Genomic DNA, 16,859 nt, shown 5'->3' on the forward strand with positions numbered 1-16,859 from the left:
CGTTCTCTTAAGGGTCAGTCTTCGGCAGGCACGGCAGGAAAGCGCGCGAGGATCGCCTTGACGATCGGCCCCATGCGCGAGCCGAGCGACCCCTTGACCGTGATGACATCGCCGGCACGGATCGCATCGAGCACGAGCGGCCCCAGTTCGCCCGCCCCGGGGGCATAAGCCCCCCGCATGGGCGAAGGCAAGCTTTCATAGAGCCCCTTCATCAGCGGCCCGCAGGCAAAGACCTTGTCGATCCTGTTGGCGACGAGCGGTTCGGACAGGCCCTTGTGCAGCTCCGCGCCGGTCGATCCGAGCTCCAGCATGTCGCCGAGCACGGCAATGCGGCGCCCCCTGCCCTCGACCGGCAGGCGGCCGAGATTTTCGATCGCAGCGCGCATCGAGGCGGGGTTGCCGTTGTAGCTCTCGTCGAGCAGCGTGAGCGCGCCGCCCGGCGCATGCAGGATCTGCCGCGCCCCTCGCCCGGCCGGGGGCTTCAGGTCGCCGAGCGCCAGCGCCGCAAGAGCAAGATCGGCACCCAGCGCATGGACGACCGCGAGCACCCCGAGCGAGTTCAGCACGATATGCTTGCCGGGGCTACCGAGACGGTAGGTCACAGGCTCGCCGAAGACACGGGCCTCGACCGTCGACATGTCCGGCTTCAGCGCGCAGGAGACAAGCTTCACATCGGCATCGGGGCTTTCGCCGAAAGTGATGATCCGCCCGGCCGGGCCGGACCTGGCGATGTCGCGCAGCAATTCGGACTGCGGGATGTCGGCGTTGACGATCGCCGTGCCGCCCTTCTCCAGCTCCCAGAAGACACCGGCTTTCTCTTCCGCGATCCCTTCCACCGAGGCGAAAGCGGCGAGATGCACCGGCTGGATCGTGGTGATGATCGCAACCTGCGGGCGCACCATCCGCGCCAGCGGCACGATCTCGCCGGGGCTGTTCATCCCGATCTCGTAGACCGCATATGCCACGTCGCTGGGAGTGCGACACAATGTGAGCGGCACGCCCCAATGGTTGTTGTAGGAGGCGATCGGCGCATGCGTCCTGCCTTGCCGCGACAGCACGAGGCGCAGCGCCTCCTTGGTGCCGGTCTTGCCGACCGAGCCGGTGACGGCGATGACCTTCGCCTTCAGCTCGGCGCGCCGCGCCGTACCGGCCTGCTCCATCGCCTTGAGCACGTCGGGCACCACGGCGAGCGCGCCGGCGCCCGCGAATTCCGCCACGTGCGCTTCGTCGATCACGGCGAGCGCGGCGCCCTTCTGCAACGCGGCCTTCACGAAGTCATGCCCGTCCCGCGCCTCGCCCTTGATGGCGAAGAAGACATCGCCTGGCTCGAGCGTGCGGGTGTCGATCGAAGCGCCCGTCACGGCCGGCGGAACCGCTCCCTCGGCACGCGCGCCCAGCGCCGCGATCAGCTTATCTCCGGTCCAGAGCGGGGCGCTCATCCTGCAATCTCCGATAGCGCTTTCCGGACGACGTCGTGATCCGAGAAGGGCAATGTGCGGTCGCCTATGATCTGGCCGGTTTCATGGCCTTTTCCGGCGACGACCAGCAAATCCCCAGGCATCAGCATGCACACCGCGCTTCTGATCGCCTCCTCGCGGTCGCCGATCTCCAGGAGCTTCGGCGAGGCGGCCATGATCTCGGCCCGGATCGTCGTCGGGTCCTCGCTGCGCGGATTGTCGTCGGTGACGATGGCGATGTCGGCCTTCTCGGCCGCAATCGCCCCCATCAGCGGGCGCTTGCCCTTGTCGCGGTCGCCGCCGCACCCGAAGACGCAGATCAACCGCCAGCTCGCATAGGGGCGCAGCGTGGTCAGCACGGCAGCCAGCGCATCCGGCTTGTGGGCATAGTCGACCACGACGAGGCCGCCATTGGCCTCGCCGACGCGCTCCAACCGCCCGGCTACGCCCGTGAGCCCGGAAATCGCCTTGAGCGATGCGGCCTTGTCCTCACCGGTCGCGATGGCAAGCCCTGCGGCGACCAGTGCGTTGCCCGCCATGAAATCGCCGACCAGCGGCAGGGCGACGGAGAGTTCCTGCCCGTCGAAGCCGACCGTCAGGCGCTGCGAGAAGCCGTCGCGCTCATTGGCCAGCAGCGTGAGCGTCTCGCCCTTGCGGCCGATGCCGATGATCGGATGCCCGGCGGTGGCTGCAGCCTGCGCCGCCTCCTCCGCAAAGGGCTCGTCGCGATTGATCACAACGGGCGCCCCCTCCGGCAACAGCGTCCAGAGCCGGAGCTTCGCGGCGAGGTAGTCCTCGAGGCTGGGATGATAATCGAGATGGTCGCGCCCGAGATTGAGGAAGGCGCCGGCCTTTAGCCGCACGCCGTCGAGACGACGCTGGTCGAGCCCGTGCGAGGAGGCTTCCATCGCGAGATGCGTGATGCCCTCGCCAGCCAGCCTATCGAGCGAGGCATGCAGCGAGAGCGGATCGGGCGTGGTCAGCGAACCGTAATCGGCCCCTTTGGCCGTCACGACACCAATCGTGCCGACGCTCGCGGCCTCATGGCCAAGCGCCTGGAAGATCTGCCGGGTGAAATCCGCGACGGAGGATTTGCCGCTCGTCCCTGTCACGGCGACGATGGTCTCAGGCTGGCGCGGATGGATCTTGGCAGCGGCCAGCGCCAGTGCGAGCCGCGGATCGTCGACCTCAGCGAAGGCGACGCCCGCCGGCAGGTCGGCCGGGCGCGGGCCGCCGGAAATCACGGCGACCGCGCCGTGCCCCACCGCGTCCATGATGAACCGTGCGCCATCCGCCTTCGCGCCGGCGAGCGCGACGAAGACGTCATCCCCCGTAACCTTGCGGCTGTCGAAGGCGACGCCATGCACCTGCTGGCTGGCGGCGTCAGCGTCGAAAGTCTCGGGGAAGAGGTCTCCGAGGCTGTATCCGGTCATCGTCATGGTCACCGTTATAGGCTGAGTTCAGCGCGAACCCCAGGCCCCGAGCTTGGCCATCAGCGGGAAGGGCGATGGTGGGGGGTCGAAGCGCGGGGATAGGCCGAGGATCGGCGCCGCACGCTCGATCACCTTGCCGGTCGTGACGCCCGCGTTCCACGCGGCGGTCGAATAGCCGCCGCTCTCGGCATAGCCCTTCGGCTCGTCATAGATCGCGAGGAAGAGATATTTCGGCTTGTCGGAGGGGGCGATCGCCGTGAAGGTCGTGAAGTTCTTGTTCTTGGCATAGCGGCCGTTGACGACCTTTTCGGCCGTGCCGGTCTTGCCGCCAACGAAATAGCCGGGGATATCGGCCTTGCGTGCCGAGCCCTTCTCGCCGTTGAGCCTCATGATGAAGCGCATCGCCTCCGAGGTCTCCGGCTTGATCACGCGCGTCGCCACCTTGCGCGCATCCTCCTCGGAGCGCTTCAGGAAGGTCGGCTTCATCAGATAGCCGCCATTGACCAGCGCGGCGACGGCGGCGAGCGCCTGCAGCGGCGCCACCGCGAGGCCGTGGCCGAAGGCGATGGTCGCGGTATTGATCTCGCCCCAGCGCTGCGGAACGATCGGGGCGGCGCTTTCCGGCAGCTCCGTCGTCATCCGGTCGAGCTGCATCATCTTCTTGAGAAAGGCCTTGTGGCCCTCGACGCCGACGGCCAGCGCCATCTTGATCGAGCCCATGTTGGACGAGTGCAGGAAGACCTCGGGCACCGTCAGATTGCGGCCGGTGCCATGGTATTCCTTGATGACCTGACGGCCGAACCGCATCATGCCGCCGGCGGTCGAAAAGCTCGAATTGATGTTGACCTTGCCGGAGTCGAGCGCCATCGCGATGGTCAGCGCCTTGAAGGTCGAGCCCATCTCGTAGACGCCGACATTCATCCGGTTGATCCGGTCCTTCTCCAGCGCATCGACCGGGTTGTTCGGGTCGAAATCCGGCAGCGACGCCAGCGCGATCACCTCGCCGGTGTTCACGTCCATGATCGCGCCGGCCGCCGCGATGGCCTTGAAGCGCTCCATGCCTTTGAAAAGCTCGTCGCGCAGCAGGTGCTGGACGCGCAGGTCGATCGAGAGTTGAACCGGCTTGAGATCATTCGCCTCGGTCGCGAGGCCGGCACCGTTGAGGTCCTGCAGCCCCTGCGAGTCGATGTATTTCTCGATACCGGCGATGCCGACATTGTCGACACTCGCGAAGCCCAGCACATGCGCCGCCGCCGTACCGTTGGGATAGACGCGCTTGTTCTCCGGCACGAAGCCGACGCCGGGGATGCCGAGCCGGTGCACCTCGGCCTGCTGGCGCGGCGTGATCTCGCGCTTGACCCAGACGAAGCCCTTCTTGGTGCCGAGCTTGTCGCGCAGATCCTTGGCGTCGAGATCCGGCAGCACGGCCGTCAGCAGCTCGGTCGCCTCGTCCTTGTCGAGGATCTTGCGCGGTTCGGCGAAGACCGAGACCGTGCGGATGTCGGTGGCCATCACCTCGCCGTTGCGGTCGGTGATGTCCGGCCTCGCGGCGGAGATGGCGTTCGAGGTGGCGCGGCGCAGGCCCACCTGCTCGTTCGGCAGCGTCGCCAGCATGACGAGCCGGCCGGTGATGGCGATGAACAGCGCGGAGAAACCGAGGATGACGAGGCCGACGCGCGGCTGGCTCTTCTCCCCGCTCATGCGGAAAACGTCGCGCAGCCAGGCCAGGCGCCCGCGCTTGACCGCGCCCTCGGCGGCCTCGTGCTGTTGCTCCATCGGCGCCTCGTTCTGCTTCGGCTCGGTCATTGCATCGGTCCCGGCGTCGTGGCGCTCGTCGTGCCGCCCGTCCTGGCGCTCCTCGGCGTTTCGGTGGGGAGGCCCAGGCCGAGATCCTCGAGCTTGCGGCCGATGGTATCGACCTTCGGCCCGCGATTGGGGATGTCGGAAGGCTTGACGACCTGCGTCACGACGAAGGGCTGCAGGTCGAGATGCCGCTCGGCCAGCGCCTGGACTCGGTCGGGCCTGTTCAGGAACTGCCATTCCGCCTTGAGCACCTGGATGGCGTCGCGCTCGCGCTGGGTCTTGCTCTTGAGCTTCTGGAGGTGTTCGGCCGCCAGCGTCGTCTCGTATTTGATCGAATAGGCATAGACCGCCGAGGAGACCAGCGCACCGATGGCGATGACATGCAGGAGCTTGATCACGCTCAGGATCTCCGGCGCGGCTGCGGATCGGGAACGGTCGAAAGCGCGACGAGCCCGGCATCGGCGCCGCGTGCAGGCGCCTCGTTGCGCTCGGCGGCGCGCAGCTTGGCCGAGCGCGCCCGCGGATTCGTCCGCATCTCCGCCTCGGACGGCGCAACCGCGCCCTTGGCGATCAGCCGGAAGGTCGGCTGCGCCGCCGCCACGGCCGGAGCATGGCGGGAGCCGGACGGCACGCGGCCAGAGCGCTCGGCGAAGAACTGCTTGACGATCCGGTCTTCCAGCGAATGGAAGGTCACGACGACCAGCCGGCCGCCGGGCTTCAACACCGTCTCCGCCGCGTGCAGCGCCCTGACGAGCTCGCCGAGTTCGTCGTTGACGGCGATGCGCAGCGCCTGGAAGACGCGCGTCGCCGGATGCGCCCCACCCGGCTCCCCGCGCACGATGCCGGCGACAAGGTCTGCGAATTGCTTGGTGGTGGTGAGCGGAACCTTGCGGCGAGCTTCGACGACGGCGCGGGCGACGGCGCGCGAGCGACGCTCCTCGCCATAATGGTAGAAGATGTTGGCGAGGAGCCCTTCCTCAGACTGATTGATGATGTCGGCAGCGCTCTGCCCCTGCCCGCTCATCCGCATGTCGAGCGGTCCGTCGAAACGGAACGAGAAGCCGCGCTCCGCCTGGTCGATCTGCATCGACGAGACGCCGATATCGAGCACGACGCCGTCGAGCGGCACCATTTTGAAGCGCTGCGCCTCCTCCGCGAGCTCGCCGAAGCAGGCCTGCGACAGCGTCAGCCGCCCAGCCATCGCCGCGACGAGGTCGGCCCCACCGGCGATTGCCGTCGGGTCGCGGTCGAGCCCAAGCAGGATCGCATCCGGCGCCGCATCGAGGATCGCCTTGGTGTAGCCGCCGGCGCCGAAGGTGCCATCGAGATAGCGCCCGCCCGGCCGCGGCGCGAGCGCCTCCAGCACCTCGGCGAGCAAGACCGGCACGTGACGGGCCGCTCCGCCCGCGGCCGCGTCCGAATGACCGGTCATGGACTTGTTCCTCCGGCCGGCCCGGCGAGGCCGCCCAGCGTGCGCTTGACGTCGCGCAGGCGCGTCCGCGCTGCCTCGAGATGGGCGCGGAAACGCTCCGGCTCCCAGATCTGGAATTTGTGGCCGTGGCCGACGAAGGTCACGGTGTCGCCGATCCCGGCATGCGCCTTCAGCGCCTCGCTCAGCACCATCCGCCCCTCCGTATCGACCTTCAGCACCTCGGAGGTGCCGTTGAGCGCCGTCGAAAGCAGCTCCCACTCGTCCGAGAACGGTGAGAAACGCGCCAGAATGTCGTCGATCGTGGCCCGCAGCGCGTTGCCGCCGGCGTCGAGCGCCGGCAGGTCGAGCGCCTGATGGACATAGAGCCCCTCGTAGCCGTCCTTCGCAAGGACCGCCCGGAAACTCGATGGAATGGAAACGCGCCCCTTGGCGTCGAGTCGATTGGTGAAGTTCGAGACGAAGCGGTCCGTCAACGCCGCCTCCCGGCTTGCACCTCATGGCGCCGCAGCGCGGCGTGCCGGGCGGCGAAAAGACCCCCCGCCGAAGCGGGCAAGGCACCTCCGACAACCAAAATCCGCGCGGCACACGGACCTTGACCCTTGGATTGCCTGCCGGCTTCGACGGGATAATTTGGGATAGCATGGGCAATAATGGGCGTCAATGGAATCACAGGCGCGGAAGCACCCCTGCGAGGACTCTCCGCCATCACAGCTCGTTAAGGTTAAGTATCCGTAAGCGCGCAGAAATTGGCTTCGCCGAGCCGAGCGGCCCGGCGACGCGCGACATCGCCGCACCGAAAATGTTTGCGGAAAAACGCGGTCATTCCGGGCGAGCCGCGAAGCAGCACCGATCCGGAATCCATCACAAGGCTCCGCCGCCCTGCGATGGATTCCGGGTCAAGCCCGGAATGACCGAGCGCTGCCAGTGAAAGGCGGAATGCTCAAACGTCGCGGGACGCCGCCAGCAGCGCGTCACGGACGAGGTCGAGCTGGTCGCGCAGTTGCTCGGCGCCGTGCGCCGTCGCACCCAGAGCCTGCCCGATCAGACCCTGCACGCAGCGCCCCCTCTCCCGCATCTTCTCGCCTTTCTCGGCGAGCCGGACGCGAACCTGGCGCTCGTCGCGCTCGTCACGCTCGCGCCGGATGATGCCGGCGGCGTCGAGCCGTTTGAGCAGCGGCGTCAGCGTGCCGGAATCCAGCATCAGCTTCTCGCCGAGTTCCTTGACGGTGAGCCCATCCCGCTCCCACAGCGCGAGCATCACCAGATACTGCGGATAGGTCAGCCCGAGCTCGGCCAGGATCGGCCGGTAGGCCCGGTTGAAGGCATGGCCGACCTGATAGACGGCGAAGCAGAGCTGCTGCTCCAGCCGCGGCATCTTTTGTTCAGCCTCATCCCGCTCAGCCATCTCGCCCTCGCCCTTTCACATTGAGGCAAACCCGAATTTGCTCGTGCGATCAACCGTCGCGAGGTTCGCGCAAATTAATTGTTGACAATCTAATTGCGCACAATCTAAATAGCAAGCGTCAGTTCACCGCAGAGAAGGAGCGTTCCGATGAAAATCCTCTACACCGCCCATGGTTCCGCCACTGGCGGCCGCGAAGGCCAGGCCGCAACCGATACCGGCAACGTCAAGCTCGTCCTGAACACCCCGAAAGAGCTTGGCGGCGGCGGCGGCGACGGCACCAACCCCGAGCAGCTCTTCTCGATGGGCTATTCGGCCTGCTTCCTCGGCGCGCTCAAGTTCGTCGCCGGCAAGGAAGGCGTGAAGATCCCCGAGGACGCCCGCGTCAGCGCCGATGTCGGAATCGGCCCGCGCGATGACGGCACCGGCTTCGGCATTGCGGCCAAGCTGACGATCTCGGTCCCGGGCGTCGACAAGGCGGTGGTCGAGAGCCTCGTCCAGAAGGCCCATATCGTCTGCCCGTATTCCCACGCCACCCGCGGCAACATCGACGTCGAGCTGCAGGTGGCCTGAGCGGCCGCATGTGTCGAAATGCGAAAGGGCCGGGATCGCTCCCGGCCCTTTTCGTATTTGGAGGTGCCAGTCGGCCTGTAAGCCGGGTTCTGGATGGCCGGAGGATCGCTCCCCCGACGTGACGGCCATTCCTCTGGGACGCGCATCGCTGCGCGCCTCGAGCAACCAACCCGGACGACGGGGCACAGAAACCTGCCCCTCCCCGCTTGCGCGGAAAGCATCGTCCCTATTCGGTTTTGCTCCCGGTGGGGCTTGCCATGCCGTCCCCGTTGCCGGGTCCGCGGTGCGCTCTTACCGCACCTTTTCACCCTTACCTCGCCAAGAAAGCCGAAGCTCTCAGCGCGAGGCGGTTCGATCTCTGTGGCGCTTTCCCTGGGGTCGCCCCCGCCGGACGTTATCCGGCACCGTGTTTCCGTGGAGCCCGGACTTTCCTCCCCCGCGAGCGGGAGCGGCCGTCCGGCCGACTGGCGAGGGGGAGATGCGCGCTGGCGCGGCCGGCGTCAAGCGCAGCCGCAACAAAGCTGTCAGTTGCGCGCCGAGATCGTGCGCACCTTCGCGCAATAGGTGCGGTTGGCGCCGCTCATATGCGTGGTCATATGGCCGCTCTGATATTTCATGATGGTGCGGCAGGTGTCGCCGCCGGCAAGCCTGTAGGCCATCGCGAGATACTTCATGCCGTAGCGCGCATTGGTCTCGGCATCGAGCAGGCCGCTCGCACTGCCCGAATAGCCCATGCCGCGCGCCGTCTGGTGGCGGATCTGCATCAAGCCGAAATTGCCGGCATGCGCTGCCCGCGGATTGTAGCGGCTCTCGACCCGGATGACAGCATCGGCGAGCGAGAACGGCACGCCATTGGCCGCGGCATGGCGCGCGACGATGGCCTTGATGCCCTCGGACCCGGCCGGCGCAGCCAATGCTCGGATCGCACGCGGCTCCGCCTCGGCAGCCGCGACTTCGGGATGGGCGGCTCGCGCCGCTTCGGCCTTGGCCATCCGCGCCGCCTTGCGCTCGGCCCTGCTGCCCGGCTTCGTGGTGGCCGTTTCGGTCTGCGTCTCCCCGGCCTTCTCGCGGGCGATCTCCGCCTCGCGTACGATGAAGGCTCTGGCATCCGTTTCCGCGTTCACGAGTTCCTCCGCCGAAGCCAAGCCGGAGAGGCTAATCAGGCACACAGCCGCGAGACCACCAGAGATATATCGCATGTTGAACTGAACCCACCTTACGCCACGACTGGCTAATGGGGGCGTTCAATTGATGGTCGAATGTGTCGATAATCTGTCTCCAAATGAAGAAAAACGCACAATTAAATACGTAAACAGGAATTTATTCTATATTTATCTATTCAGTATTGATATGTATTGAGACGCTCCAAAAACTTAGCCGACCCGCACCCACAAGAACGAATCAAGCAGGCCCCCGCGCCGCCCCATTCCCGCCCAATTTCCCGCCCGCGGAACTTTTTCGGCGCGGCAGCGGGCCGCAGCGGCTCCTCTTGCATTGGCAGCGGCGCTCCCCACATCATCCGCCCTTCGGATTCACCAGGGTCATCGTGTTCATGGCTTCCTCCTTTTGGGGTGCACTCGGCGGCGGCGGGCTCGGGCTCGTTCTCGGCGGCCCCCTCGGCGCCTTGCTCGGCGCGGTTGCGGGCCATGTGCTGGTCGACCGTGAAGGGGCACCTTTCGGCCCGGCACCGCGCGAACTCGTCTTCACCACCGGCCTCGTCGCACTTGCCGCCAAGATGGCGCGCTCGGACGGCGTCGTGACCTGCGACGAGGTCACGGCCTTCCGCCGCATCGTCGAGGTTCCTCCTGACCAGCAGCAGCGCATCGAGCACCTGTTCGATCTTGCGAAGCAGACCAGCGCCGGCTTCGAGGCCTATGCCTCGCAGATCGCTGGCGCCTTCAAGGACGAACCCGCCCTGCTGGAGGACGTCCTCGACGGCCTTTTCCTGATCGCGGCCGCCGACGGAGCGATCCATGAGGCTGAGCATGCCTATCTCTGCTCGGTCGCAGGCATCTTCGGCATCGAGGAGCGCGATTTCGCCCGCATCGAGGCGCGCCATGTCCGCCGCGCCGACGATCCCTATCTCGTCCTCGGTGCCAGCCGCGATATGGACGACGCCGAGCTCAAGCGCCATTACCGCCGCCTTGTCGCCGAGACCCATCCCGACCGCGAGATCGCGCGCGGCCTCCCCGAGGAGGCGATCGCCATTGCGACGAAGCGCCTCTCGGCCATCAACGCCGCCTGGGACACGATCCGGAAAGAACGCGGCATGAGCCGCAACCTCACGCCTGAACCCGCATGAGCCTGCCCGCATGAACGATATCGTGAAGCCGGACGCGGCGACTCCGGACAGCCGTTTCGCCGCCAAGGTGTTCCCTTCGCCCAATCACGGCGAGCGCAAGCAGCGGGACGGCGAGAATTCCGACGCCCTTCCCGGCCGCCGGCCGGACATGCTGATCCTGCACTACACCGGCATGCCCGTCGCGGGCGAAGCGCTGCAATGGCTGTGCAACCCGGTCTCGCAGGTCTCGTCGCATTACTTCGTCTTCGAGAACGGCCATACGCTCCAGCTCGTGCCGGAGGGTCGCCGCGCCTGGCATGCGGGCGCCTCGCACTGGGCCGGCGAGACCGACATCAACTCCAGCTCGATCGGGATCGAGATCGCCAATCCCGGCCATCCCGGCGGCCTGCCCGATTTCCCGGAAGAGCAGATCGCCGCGACTCTGAACCTCTGCCGCGACATCTGCGAGCGCTGGTCGATACCGCCCGAGCGCGTGCTCGCCCATTCCGATATCGCGCCCGGCCGCAAGATCGACCCCGGCGAGAAATTCCCCTGGCGGCGCTTTTCCGAGGCCGGCGTCGGCCTTTGGAGCGAACCTGCCCCGATCCGCGGCGGGCGGTTCTTCGCCCGCGGAGAGAGCGGCCAGCCGGTCGAGGCTCTGCAGGCGATGTTCGCCATGCTCGGCTATGGCGTCGCGGTCGACGGCCTCTTCGACGAGAAGCTCGAAGCGGTCGTCGCCGCCTTCCAGCGCCACTGGCGGCCGGAGAAGGTCGATGGCGTCGCCGATTCCTCGACGATCACGACCTTGCGGGACCTGCTCGCGGCAACGCAGGGCGCCCGCACCGCCTGAGCGGTCGCCAGCCCAAAGATTGCAGGAAGTTAACTCGCCCACCGTCCCGCTTTCTGGCAAAGTCGGCGCCAACTGCGCTCGCGCGCAGGTGGGATGGGGAAGCGACCTTGCGCAAATGGCTGATTGGAACGGGGCTCGTCGTGCTCGCTGCAGCCGGCGGGTACTGGGCGTTGCGCCCGGCCGGCGGGGCCGCCAATGAACCACCCTATCGCACCGCCGCGCTCGATCGTGGCCGCATCACGGCCGCCGTGCGCGCCACCGGCACGCTGACACCAGTCACCACTGTCCTCGTCGGCTCCCAGCTTTCCGGCCAGATCGTCGAGATCCTTGTCGACTACAATTCGCAGGTGAAGGCCGGGCAGATCGTCGCCCGCCTCAACAGCGACCAGATCAAGACGCGACGCGACGCAGCGCAGTCGGACCTCGAGCAGGCCAGGGCCGATCTCATCGTCAAGCGCGCTCAGCTGGACCGCGCGCGCACCGCCCGCACCAAGGCCGATTCGATCGTCCGCGATCTCGAAGCGCAGCGCGACCGCACCACCGCTCAGCTCGCCGATGCCAAGCGTACCTTCGAGCGCCAGGAGCAGCTCTTCAACCGCAATACCGGCGCGCAGCAGAACCTCGACACCGCCCGTACCCAGGTCGAGATCCAGACCGCGACGCTCGCCTCGAACGAGGCCCAGCTCACCTCGGCTCGCGCCGAGCTCAAGGGGCTGGACGCCGACATCCAGCTCGCCGAAGGTCAGGTCCAGTCCGGCACCGCCCTGATCGGCAGCCGGGAGGCCAAGCTCAAGGACGTCCTGATCGATCTCGAGCGCACGGACATCCGCTCGCCGGTTGATGGCGTCGTGGTGCAGCGCCAGGTCGATCTCGGCCAGACGGTCGCCGCCTCGCTCTCGACGCCGACGCTGTTCCAGATCGCGCAGGACCTGCGCACCATCGACATCTACTCCAATATCGACGAAGCCGATGTCGGCCGGCTCAGGCCAGGTCAGCCGGTCTCCTTCACCGTCAACGCCTATCCGAACCGCACCTTCCAGGGACGGGTCGAGATGGTCCGCCTCGGCGCCCAGACGATCCAGAACGTCGTCACCTATACCGGCGTCGTGCGCGTCGAGAACCGCGACATGGCGCTGCTGCCGGGCATGACCGCCAATCTCCAGGTCGTGACCGAGGACCGGTCCGAAGCGCTGCGCGTGCCCAATGCGGCTCTGCGTTTCCGCCCCGCCGGCGCTGTGCTCACGCCATCCACCCCCTCCAGCGCCGAGCCCGCTTCCGATGGCGCGGCAAGCGAGCGCGGCCCGCGCGCCGGAGCGGCCTTGCGCGAGCGGATCGAGACCGAGCTGCAGCCGACAATAGAGCAGAAGCAGGCCATCGCCGAAATTCTGAAGGAGCGCCGCGGCAACCGCGAGGCGATGGCTGGCCTCTCCCCGGAGGAGCGCCGCGCCGCCGTCCGCACGGCGCGCAACGAGCTCGCCGCGAAGATCGGCGCGGTTCTCGATCCCGAGCGCCGCGCCAAGTTCGAGGCAATCATGCAGGAAGGCCGCGCCGCCCCGCGCCAGGGCGTCCCGGGTCGGGTCTATGTGCTCGACGATGCCGGGCAGCCCAAGCCGGTGCCGGTCATGCTCGGCCCGACCGACGGCGCCTTCACCGAGCTGCTCGGCGGCGAGGTCAAGGAAGGCACGCAGGTCGTGACCGGCGGCGGCCCGCGCGCCACGGCGGCGCCCGAACCGCCCGCCTCCCGCCCGCGCGGGCCGCGGCTGTTCTGAGGGCGCCGCCATGCCCCTGATCGAAACCCGCGACCTCTCCCGTGTCTACGATCTCGATTCCGGCCGCGTCACGGCGCTGGATCGGGTCTCTCTCGCGATCGAGGCCGGCGACCTCGTCGCCGTGATGGGGCCGTCCGGCTCGGGTAAATCGACCTTCATGAACCTGATCGGCTGCCTCGACCGGCCGAGCGCGGGCCATTACGTGCTGGACGGCGTCGCCGTCGAGACGCTGTCGAGCGACGGCCTCGCCGAGCTGCGCAACCGCAAGCTCGGCTTCGTCTTCCAGCAGTTCAACCTGCTGCCGCGCATCGATGCCTGCGCCAATGTCGAGCTGCCGATGGTCTATGCCGGCGTGGCGCGGGCCGAGCGGCGCCGGCGCGCGCTCGCGGCGCTCGGGCGCGTCGGCCTCGCCGAGCGCGCCCATCATCGCCCGATGCAGCTCTCCGGCGGCCAGCAGCAGCGCGTCGCCATTGCGCGCGCGCTGGTCAACCAGCCGCGCCTCCTGCTCGCCGACGAGCCGACCGGCGCGCTGGACAGCCGCACTGCGCTCGAAATCCTCGCGCTCTTCCAGGATCTGAACCGCGAGGGCGTCACCGTCGTCCTCGTGACGCATGACGCCGAAGTCGCCCGCCATGCCCGCCGGCTGATCCGCTTCCGCGACGGGCATCTGCTCAGCGATCTCAGGCAGGAGCCGGCCGACGCTCGCGCTGCGCTGGAAGCGCTCGATGCTGGCATCGTCTTGCCCGAGGTGGATGTGCCGGAAGCCGCCGCATGAGTCTCGTCGAAGCCCTCCGCTCAGCCCTCTCCGCCATCGGCGCCAATGCGTTGCGCTCGGCGCTGACCATGCTCGGCATCATCATCGGCGTCGCCGCCGTCATCGCCATGGTCGCGATCGGCTCGGGCGCGCGCGAGCGCGTCACCAGCCAGATCAAGTCGCTCGGCGCCAATCTCGCCATCATCCAGTCCGGCAACGTCACCCAGGGCGGCGTCAGGCTCGGCGCCGGTGCCTCCTCGACCCTGACCGACGAGGACGCCGCCGCGATCCTGAAGGAGGTCGAGGGCACCACCGCCGCCGCGCCGATCATCGTCACCCGCGCCCAGGCGGTCTATGCCGGTACGAACTGGTCGACGCAGATCACCGCGACCAATCTCGACTTCTTCGCCGCGCGCGAATGGGAGCTCGCCGACGGCCGGCTGTTCGAGCCCGAGGAGCTGCGCAAGGGCGAAATCGTCGCCGTGATCGGTCAGACCGTGGCACGCAATCTCTTCGGCGAGGAGAACCCGCTCGACCAGCAGTTCCGCATCCGCAACGTGCCCTTCAAGGTCATCGGCGTGATGGCGCCCAAGGGCCAGTCGGCGCTCGGACAGGACCAGGACGACGTCATCTTCGTGCCGCTCGACACCGGCCGGCGCCGCATCGTCGGCCGCAACTATGCCCGCGACCGCTCGGTGCAGAGCATCATGGTGAAATTCGCAAGCGAAGAGGCGATCAATCCGGGCATCGCCGACGTCACGGCGCTGCTGCGCCAGCGCCACCGGCTGATGGAGGATCAGGACGACGATTTCATCGTCCGCAACCTCACCGAGATCGCCAACACCGCGACGGCGGCCGCAACGACCCTTTCCTGGCTGCTTGCGGCGGTGGCCGCCGTATCGCTGCTGGTCGGCGGCATCGGCATCATGAACATCATGCTGGTCTCGGTCACCGAGCGCACCCGCGAGATCGGTCTCAGGCTTGCTGTCGGCGCCCGCCAGAGCGCGGTGCTGATCCAGTTCCTGATCGAAGCGACGACTCTCGCGACCATCGGCGGCGCGGCCGGCGTCGCGCTCGGCATCGCGGCGGCGCTCACCATCGCCAATATCGCCGGCTGGCCCTCGGTGATCTCGATCGAGACGATCCTGATCGCGGTCGGCGTCTCCGGGCTGATCGGCGTCTTCTTCGGTTTCTATCCGGCGCAGCGCGCCGCGAGGCTCGATCCGATCGAGGCGTTGCGGCGCGAATGAAAATCCGGCATCCGCGCGGCAGCGCAAAGGTCCCTTAACGGACCGGGCCTAGGGTTGCCCCATCGGTACAGGAGGGCGCCTTGAACAGCCAGCAGCTCGTCGCGGCGACCCGTCCCCTCTATGATCGCGCCGTGGCGACGGCGGCCATCGGCGCCTGGGAATGCAACCTCGCCAATGAAACGCTGAGCTGGACCGACGGTGTCTACGACCTCTTCGGCCTGAAGCACGGCTCGGCCATCTACCGGAGCGCGACCCTGGATCTCTACGAGGACCAGTCGCGCCGCGAGATGAACCAGCTGCGCAGCACCGCCATCCGCACCGGCCAGGGCTTCGCGCTCGACTGCCGGATCAGGGCAGCGACCGGCGAAAGGCGCTGGATGCGCCTCGTCGTCGGCGTCGGCCATCAGCATGGCCGACCGCTCCGCATCTTCGGCTCCAAGCAGGACGTCACCGCCGAAAAGGGGCTCTGGACCGAGCTTGCCGGCATGGCGCGCAGCGAGCCGCTCGCCGGCCACTCCGTGCCCCACAGTTTCTCCGACACGCTGCGGCAGATCAGGCACGATCCCCGTTCCGGTCCCGACCGCCTGGCCCTCGCGATCTTCCAGATCGACCGTTTCCAGAACCTGACTGAAGATTTCGGCAAGGCGGCAACCGACACGCTCACACGCTGCATCGCCGAGCGGCTGAAGCGGCACTTCCCCGATGCGCTGGCGATCGATCCGGCTGGGCCTGGCGCCTTCGCCCTTCTGCTGCAGATGCCGGGTGACCGGCGCTATCTGGGCACCGTGCTCGACGGCACGCGCCGGTTGCTCTGCCGCCCGGTCTCGCACGGCGCGCTGGTGCTCGATTTCAGGCTATCGATCGGGGCGGCGCTGGTGACGACGGACGGCTATCGCCAGCAGCAGGAAATTCTCGCCGAGGCGGAAGCCGCGCTCCATGTTGCCAACATGGCAGGCGGCGACTGCGTCCGCGTCTTCGACGGGCCGGTCACCGCGATACGCGCCAGGGCCGCCTTGGCCTGATCGGAGCTTCGTCGCCGCTCAGTTGGCGTCCGTCTCCGCCAATGCCCGGATGAACACGATCTGCCCGTCGATCGACCGGCCCATCTCGCGCCAGCCATGGCGGCGATAGAAGCGCTCGGCCCGCGTGCCCGATCCCGTCGTCAGCCATGCCTGTGCATGCCCCGCCGCCGTCAATTCGGCGAGCGCCGCGTCGAGCAGTGCCCGGCCATGGCCGCGCCTCTCATGCGCGGGATCGACGAACAGAGCCCAGATCAGCCCGCTCTGATGATTGGCGCAGGTGAAGGCCACGACCTCGCCTGCCTCCTCCGCGACGAGGAAGATGGCGTGCTCGCGATACCAGTCGACCTCCTCGGCCGTCACCAGCGACGGATCGCTGAGGACGTTCTCGCGCACGCCCATGCGGATCGCATGGATGCGCGCATGGTCGGCAAGGGTCGCTTTCCGGATCACCGAGCCCCGGCTTCAGCGCTTGCGAACGAATTCGGTGCGCAGCACGAGGCCCTTGATCGCGTCGTGACGGCAGTCGATCTCTTCAGGATTGTCGGTCAGCCGGATCGAACGGATCACCGTGCCCTGTTTCAGGGTCTGGCCGGCACCCTTGACCTTCAGATCCTTGATCAGCACGACGGAATCGCCATCCGCCAGAACATTGCCGGCGGAATCACGCACTTCGACGCGCGCCGCGGCGGCAGAGGCGGCCGCCACCTCGGAAGCAGGGCGCCACTCGCCCGCCGCCTCGTCATAGACGTAATTGTCGTTGTCGTCGGTCATGACCGCTCAGTCCGCCATAGGGGTGCCGGACAGCCCGGCCCAGCTCGGTTATACGAGTAGGG

The 16,859-nt window shown here is 67.6% G+C and carries 17 protein-coding genes and 1 other RNA gene; 7 read left to right on the top strand and 11 right to left on the bottom strand.

Features of this window, described 5'->3' with window-relative positions:
- Positions 1–14 precede the first annotated feature (14 nt).
- The 7 genes from AC1DDA_RS12180 to AC1DDA_RS12210 all read right to left on the bottom strand — a co-directional run bounded on the left by AC1DDA_RS12180 (position 15) and on the right by AC1DDA_RS12210 (position 7,530).
- Positions 15–1,439, bottom strand: coding sequence for a UDP-N-acetylmuramoylalanyl-D-glutamyl-2,6-diaminopimelate--D-alanyl-D-alanine ligase (locus AC1DDA_RS12180; RefSeq protein ID WP_476795930.1), 1,425 nt, complete (start codon positions 1,437–1,439; stop codon positions 15–17).
- Complete coding sequence (locus AC1DDA_RS12185) at positions 1,436–2,890, bottom strand: UDP-N-acetylmuramoyl-L-alanyl-D-glutamate--2,6-diaminopimelate ligase (RefSeq protein ID WP_476796188.1); 1,455 nt, start codon at positions 2,888–2,890, stop codon at positions 1,436–1,438. The genes AC1DDA_RS12180 and AC1DDA_RS12185 overlap by 4 nt, the downstream gene beginning before the upstream one ends.
- 27 nt (positions 2,891–2,917) lie before the next feature.
- The gene (locus AC1DDA_RS12190) at positions 2,918–4,666 is read right to left on the bottom strand and encodes a peptidoglycan D,D-transpeptidase FtsI family protein (protein WP_476796189.1); all 1,749 of its coding nucleotides are present in this window, start codon (positions 4,664–4,666) and stop codon (positions 2,918–2,920) included.
- A gap of 26 nt (positions 4,667–4,692) precedes the next feature.
- Complete coding sequence (ftsL, locus tag AC1DDA_RS12195) at positions 4,693–5,091, bottom strand: cell division protein FtsL (protein ID WP_476795931.1); 399 nt, start codon at positions 5,089–5,091, stop codon at positions 4,693–4,695.
- Between the two features lie 2 nt (positions 5,092–5,093).
- Complete coding sequence (gene rsmH, locus AC1DDA_RS12200; RefSeq protein ID WP_476795932.1) at positions 5,094–6,125, bottom strand: 16S rRNA (cytosine(1402)-N(4))-methyltransferase RsmH; 1,032 nt, start codon at positions 6,123–6,125, stop codon at positions 5,094–5,096.
- Positions 6,122–6,598 carry a division/cell wall cluster transcriptional repressor MraZ gene (locus tag AC1DDA_RS12205; RefSeq protein WP_441513850.1) on the bottom strand — a complete coding sequence of 159 codons (477 nt, stop codon included), beginning with the start codon at positions 6,596–6,598 and terminating at the stop codon, positions 6,122–6,124. Before AC1DDA_RS12205 ends, rsmH begins: the two co-directional genes overlap by 4 nt.
- Positions 6,599–7,065: 467 nt before the next feature.
- Complete coding sequence (locus AC1DDA_RS12210; protein WP_476795933.1) at positions 7,066–7,530, bottom strand: MarR family winged helix-turn-helix transcriptional regulator; 465 nt, start codon at positions 7,528–7,530, stop codon at positions 7,066–7,068.
- Between the two features lie 147 nt (positions 7,531–7,677).
- On the opposite strand from AC1DDA_RS12210, the gene AC1DDA_RS12215 reads away from it, so the two are divergent.
- The gene (locus AC1DDA_RS12215; protein WP_441513852.1) at positions 7,678–8,100 is read left to right on the top strand and encodes an organic hydroperoxide resistance protein; all 423 of its coding nucleotides are present in this window, start codon (positions 7,678–7,680) and stop codon (positions 8,098–8,100) included.
- Between the two features lie 62 nt (positions 8,101–8,162).
- Here the strand turns inward: AC1DDA_RS12215 and rnpB are convergent.
- Positions 8,163–8,568: RNase P RNA component class A (gene rnpB / locus AC1DDA_RS12220), an RNA gene on the bottom strand.
- Positions 8,569–8,624: 56 nt separating this feature from the next.
- Positions 8,625–9,224, bottom strand: a complete 600-nt coding sequence (locus tag AC1DDA_RS12225; protein WP_476795934.1) for a lytic transglycosylase domain-containing protein — start codon at positions 9,222–9,224, stop codon at positions 8,625–8,627.
- A gap of 428 nt (positions 9,225–9,652) precedes the next feature.
- On the opposite strand from AC1DDA_RS12225, the gene AC1DDA_RS12230 reads away from it, so the two are divergent.
- The 6 genes from AC1DDA_RS12230 (at position 9,653) to AC1DDA_RS12255 (ending at position 16,026) form a co-directional block, all read left to right on the top strand.
- Positions 9,653–10,402, top strand: coding sequence for a TerB family tellurite resistance protein (locus AC1DDA_RS12230; protein WP_476795935.1), 750 nt, complete (start codon positions 9,653–9,655; stop codon positions 10,400–10,402).
- Positions 10,403–10,412: 10 nt separating this feature from the next.
- A complete protein-coding gene (locus tag AC1DDA_RS12235; protein ID WP_476795936.1) occupies positions 10,413–11,231 on the top strand; it encodes an N-acetylmuramoyl-L-alanine amidase in 819 nt (272 codons plus the stop codon).
- Between the two features lie 107 nt (positions 11,232–11,338).
- Positions 11,339–13,000, top strand: a complete 1,662-nt coding sequence (locus AC1DDA_RS12240; RefSeq protein ID WP_476795937.1) for an efflux RND transporter periplasmic adaptor subunit — start codon at positions 11,339–11,341, stop codon at positions 12,998–13,000.
- A 10-nt stretch (positions 13,001–13,010) separates the two neighbouring features.
- Entirely contained in the window at positions 13,011–13,775 is a 765-nt protein-coding gene (locus AC1DDA_RS12245) for an ABC transporter ATP-binding protein (RefSeq protein ID WP_476795938.1), read from the top strand.
- Positions 13,772–15,004 carry an ABC transporter permease gene (locus AC1DDA_RS12250; RefSeq protein ID WP_441513858.1) on the top strand — a complete coding sequence of 411 codons (1,233 nt, stop codon included), beginning with the start codon at positions 13,772–13,774 and terminating at the stop codon, positions 15,002–15,004. Before AC1DDA_RS12245 ends, AC1DDA_RS12250 begins: the two co-directional genes overlap by 4 nt.
- Positions 15,005–15,084: 80 nt before the next feature.
- Complete coding sequence (locus AC1DDA_RS12255; protein WP_476795939.1) at positions 15,085–16,026, top strand: sensor domain-containing diguanylate cyclase; 942 nt, start codon at positions 15,085–15,087, stop codon at positions 16,024–16,026.
- 18 nt (positions 16,027–16,044) lie between these two features.
- Here the strand turns inward: AC1DDA_RS12255 and AC1DDA_RS12260 are convergent, their stop codons facing one another.
- On the bottom strand, positions 16,045–16,476 hold the full coding sequence (locus tag AC1DDA_RS12260; protein ID WP_476795940.1) for an N-acetyltransferase family protein: 432 nt from the start codon (positions 16,474–16,476) through the stop codon (positions 16,045–16,047).
- A gap of 12 nt (positions 16,477–16,488) precedes the next feature.
- Positions 16,489–16,797: an alkylphosphonate utilization protein gene (locus tag AC1DDA_RS12265; RefSeq protein WP_441513861.1), complete on the bottom strand. Its 309-nt coding sequence runs from the start codon at positions 16,795–16,797 to the stop codon at positions 16,489–16,491.
- Positions 16,798–16,859 lie beyond the last annotated feature (62 nt).

Source organism: Allobosea sp. 10N428 (genome assembly GCF_056394545.1).

What these genes read in the sequence shown, in the direction of transcription:
- AC1DDA_RS12180 (WP_476795930.1), bottom strand. Translation starts at nt 1,439, where the DNA reads ATGAGCGCCCCGCTCTGGACCGGAGATAAGCTGATCGCGGCGCTGGGC.
- AC1DDA_RS12185 (WP_476796188.1), bottom strand. Translation starts at nt 2,890, where the DNA reads ATGACCGGATACAGCCTCGGAGACCTCTTCCCCGAGACTTTCGACGCT.
- AC1DDA_RS12190 (WP_476796189.1), bottom strand. Translation starts at nt 4,666, where the DNA reads ATGGAGCAACAGCACGAGGCCGCCGAGGGCGCGGTCAAGCGCGGGCGC.
- rsmH (WP_476795932.1), bottom strand. Translation starts at nt 6,125, where the DNA reads ATGACCGGTCATTCGGACGCGGCCGCGGGCGGAGCGGCCCGTCACGTG.
- AC1DDA_RS12210 (WP_476795933.1), bottom strand. Translation starts at nt 7,530, where the DNA reads ATGGCTGAGCGGGATGAGGCTGAACAAAAGATGCCGCGGCTGGAGCAG.
- AC1DDA_RS12215 (WP_441513852.1), top strand. Translation starts at nt 7,678, where the DNA reads ATGAAAATCCTCTACACCGCCCATGGTTCCGCCACTGGCGGCCGCGAA.
- AC1DDA_RS12230 (WP_476795935.1), top strand. Translation starts at nt 9,653, where the DNA reads ATGGCTTCCTCCTTTTGGGGTGCACTCGGCGGCGGCGGGCTCGGGCTC.
- AC1DDA_RS12235 (WP_476795936.1), top strand. Translation starts at nt 10,413, where the DNA reads ATGAACGATATCGTGAAGCCGGACGCGGCGACTCCGGACAGCCGTTTC.
- AC1DDA_RS12245 (WP_476795938.1), top strand. Translation starts at nt 13,011, where the DNA reads ATGCCCCTGATCGAAACCCGCGACCTCTCCCGTGTCTACGATCTCGAT.
- AC1DDA_RS12250 (WP_441513858.1), top strand. Translation starts at nt 13,772, where the DNA reads ATGAGTCTCGTCGAAGCCCTCCGCTCAGCCCTCTCCGCCATCGGCGCC.
- AC1DDA_RS12265 (WP_441513861.1), bottom strand. Translation starts at nt 16,797, where the DNA reads ATGACCGACGACAACGACAATTACGTCTATGACGAGGCGGCGGGCGAG.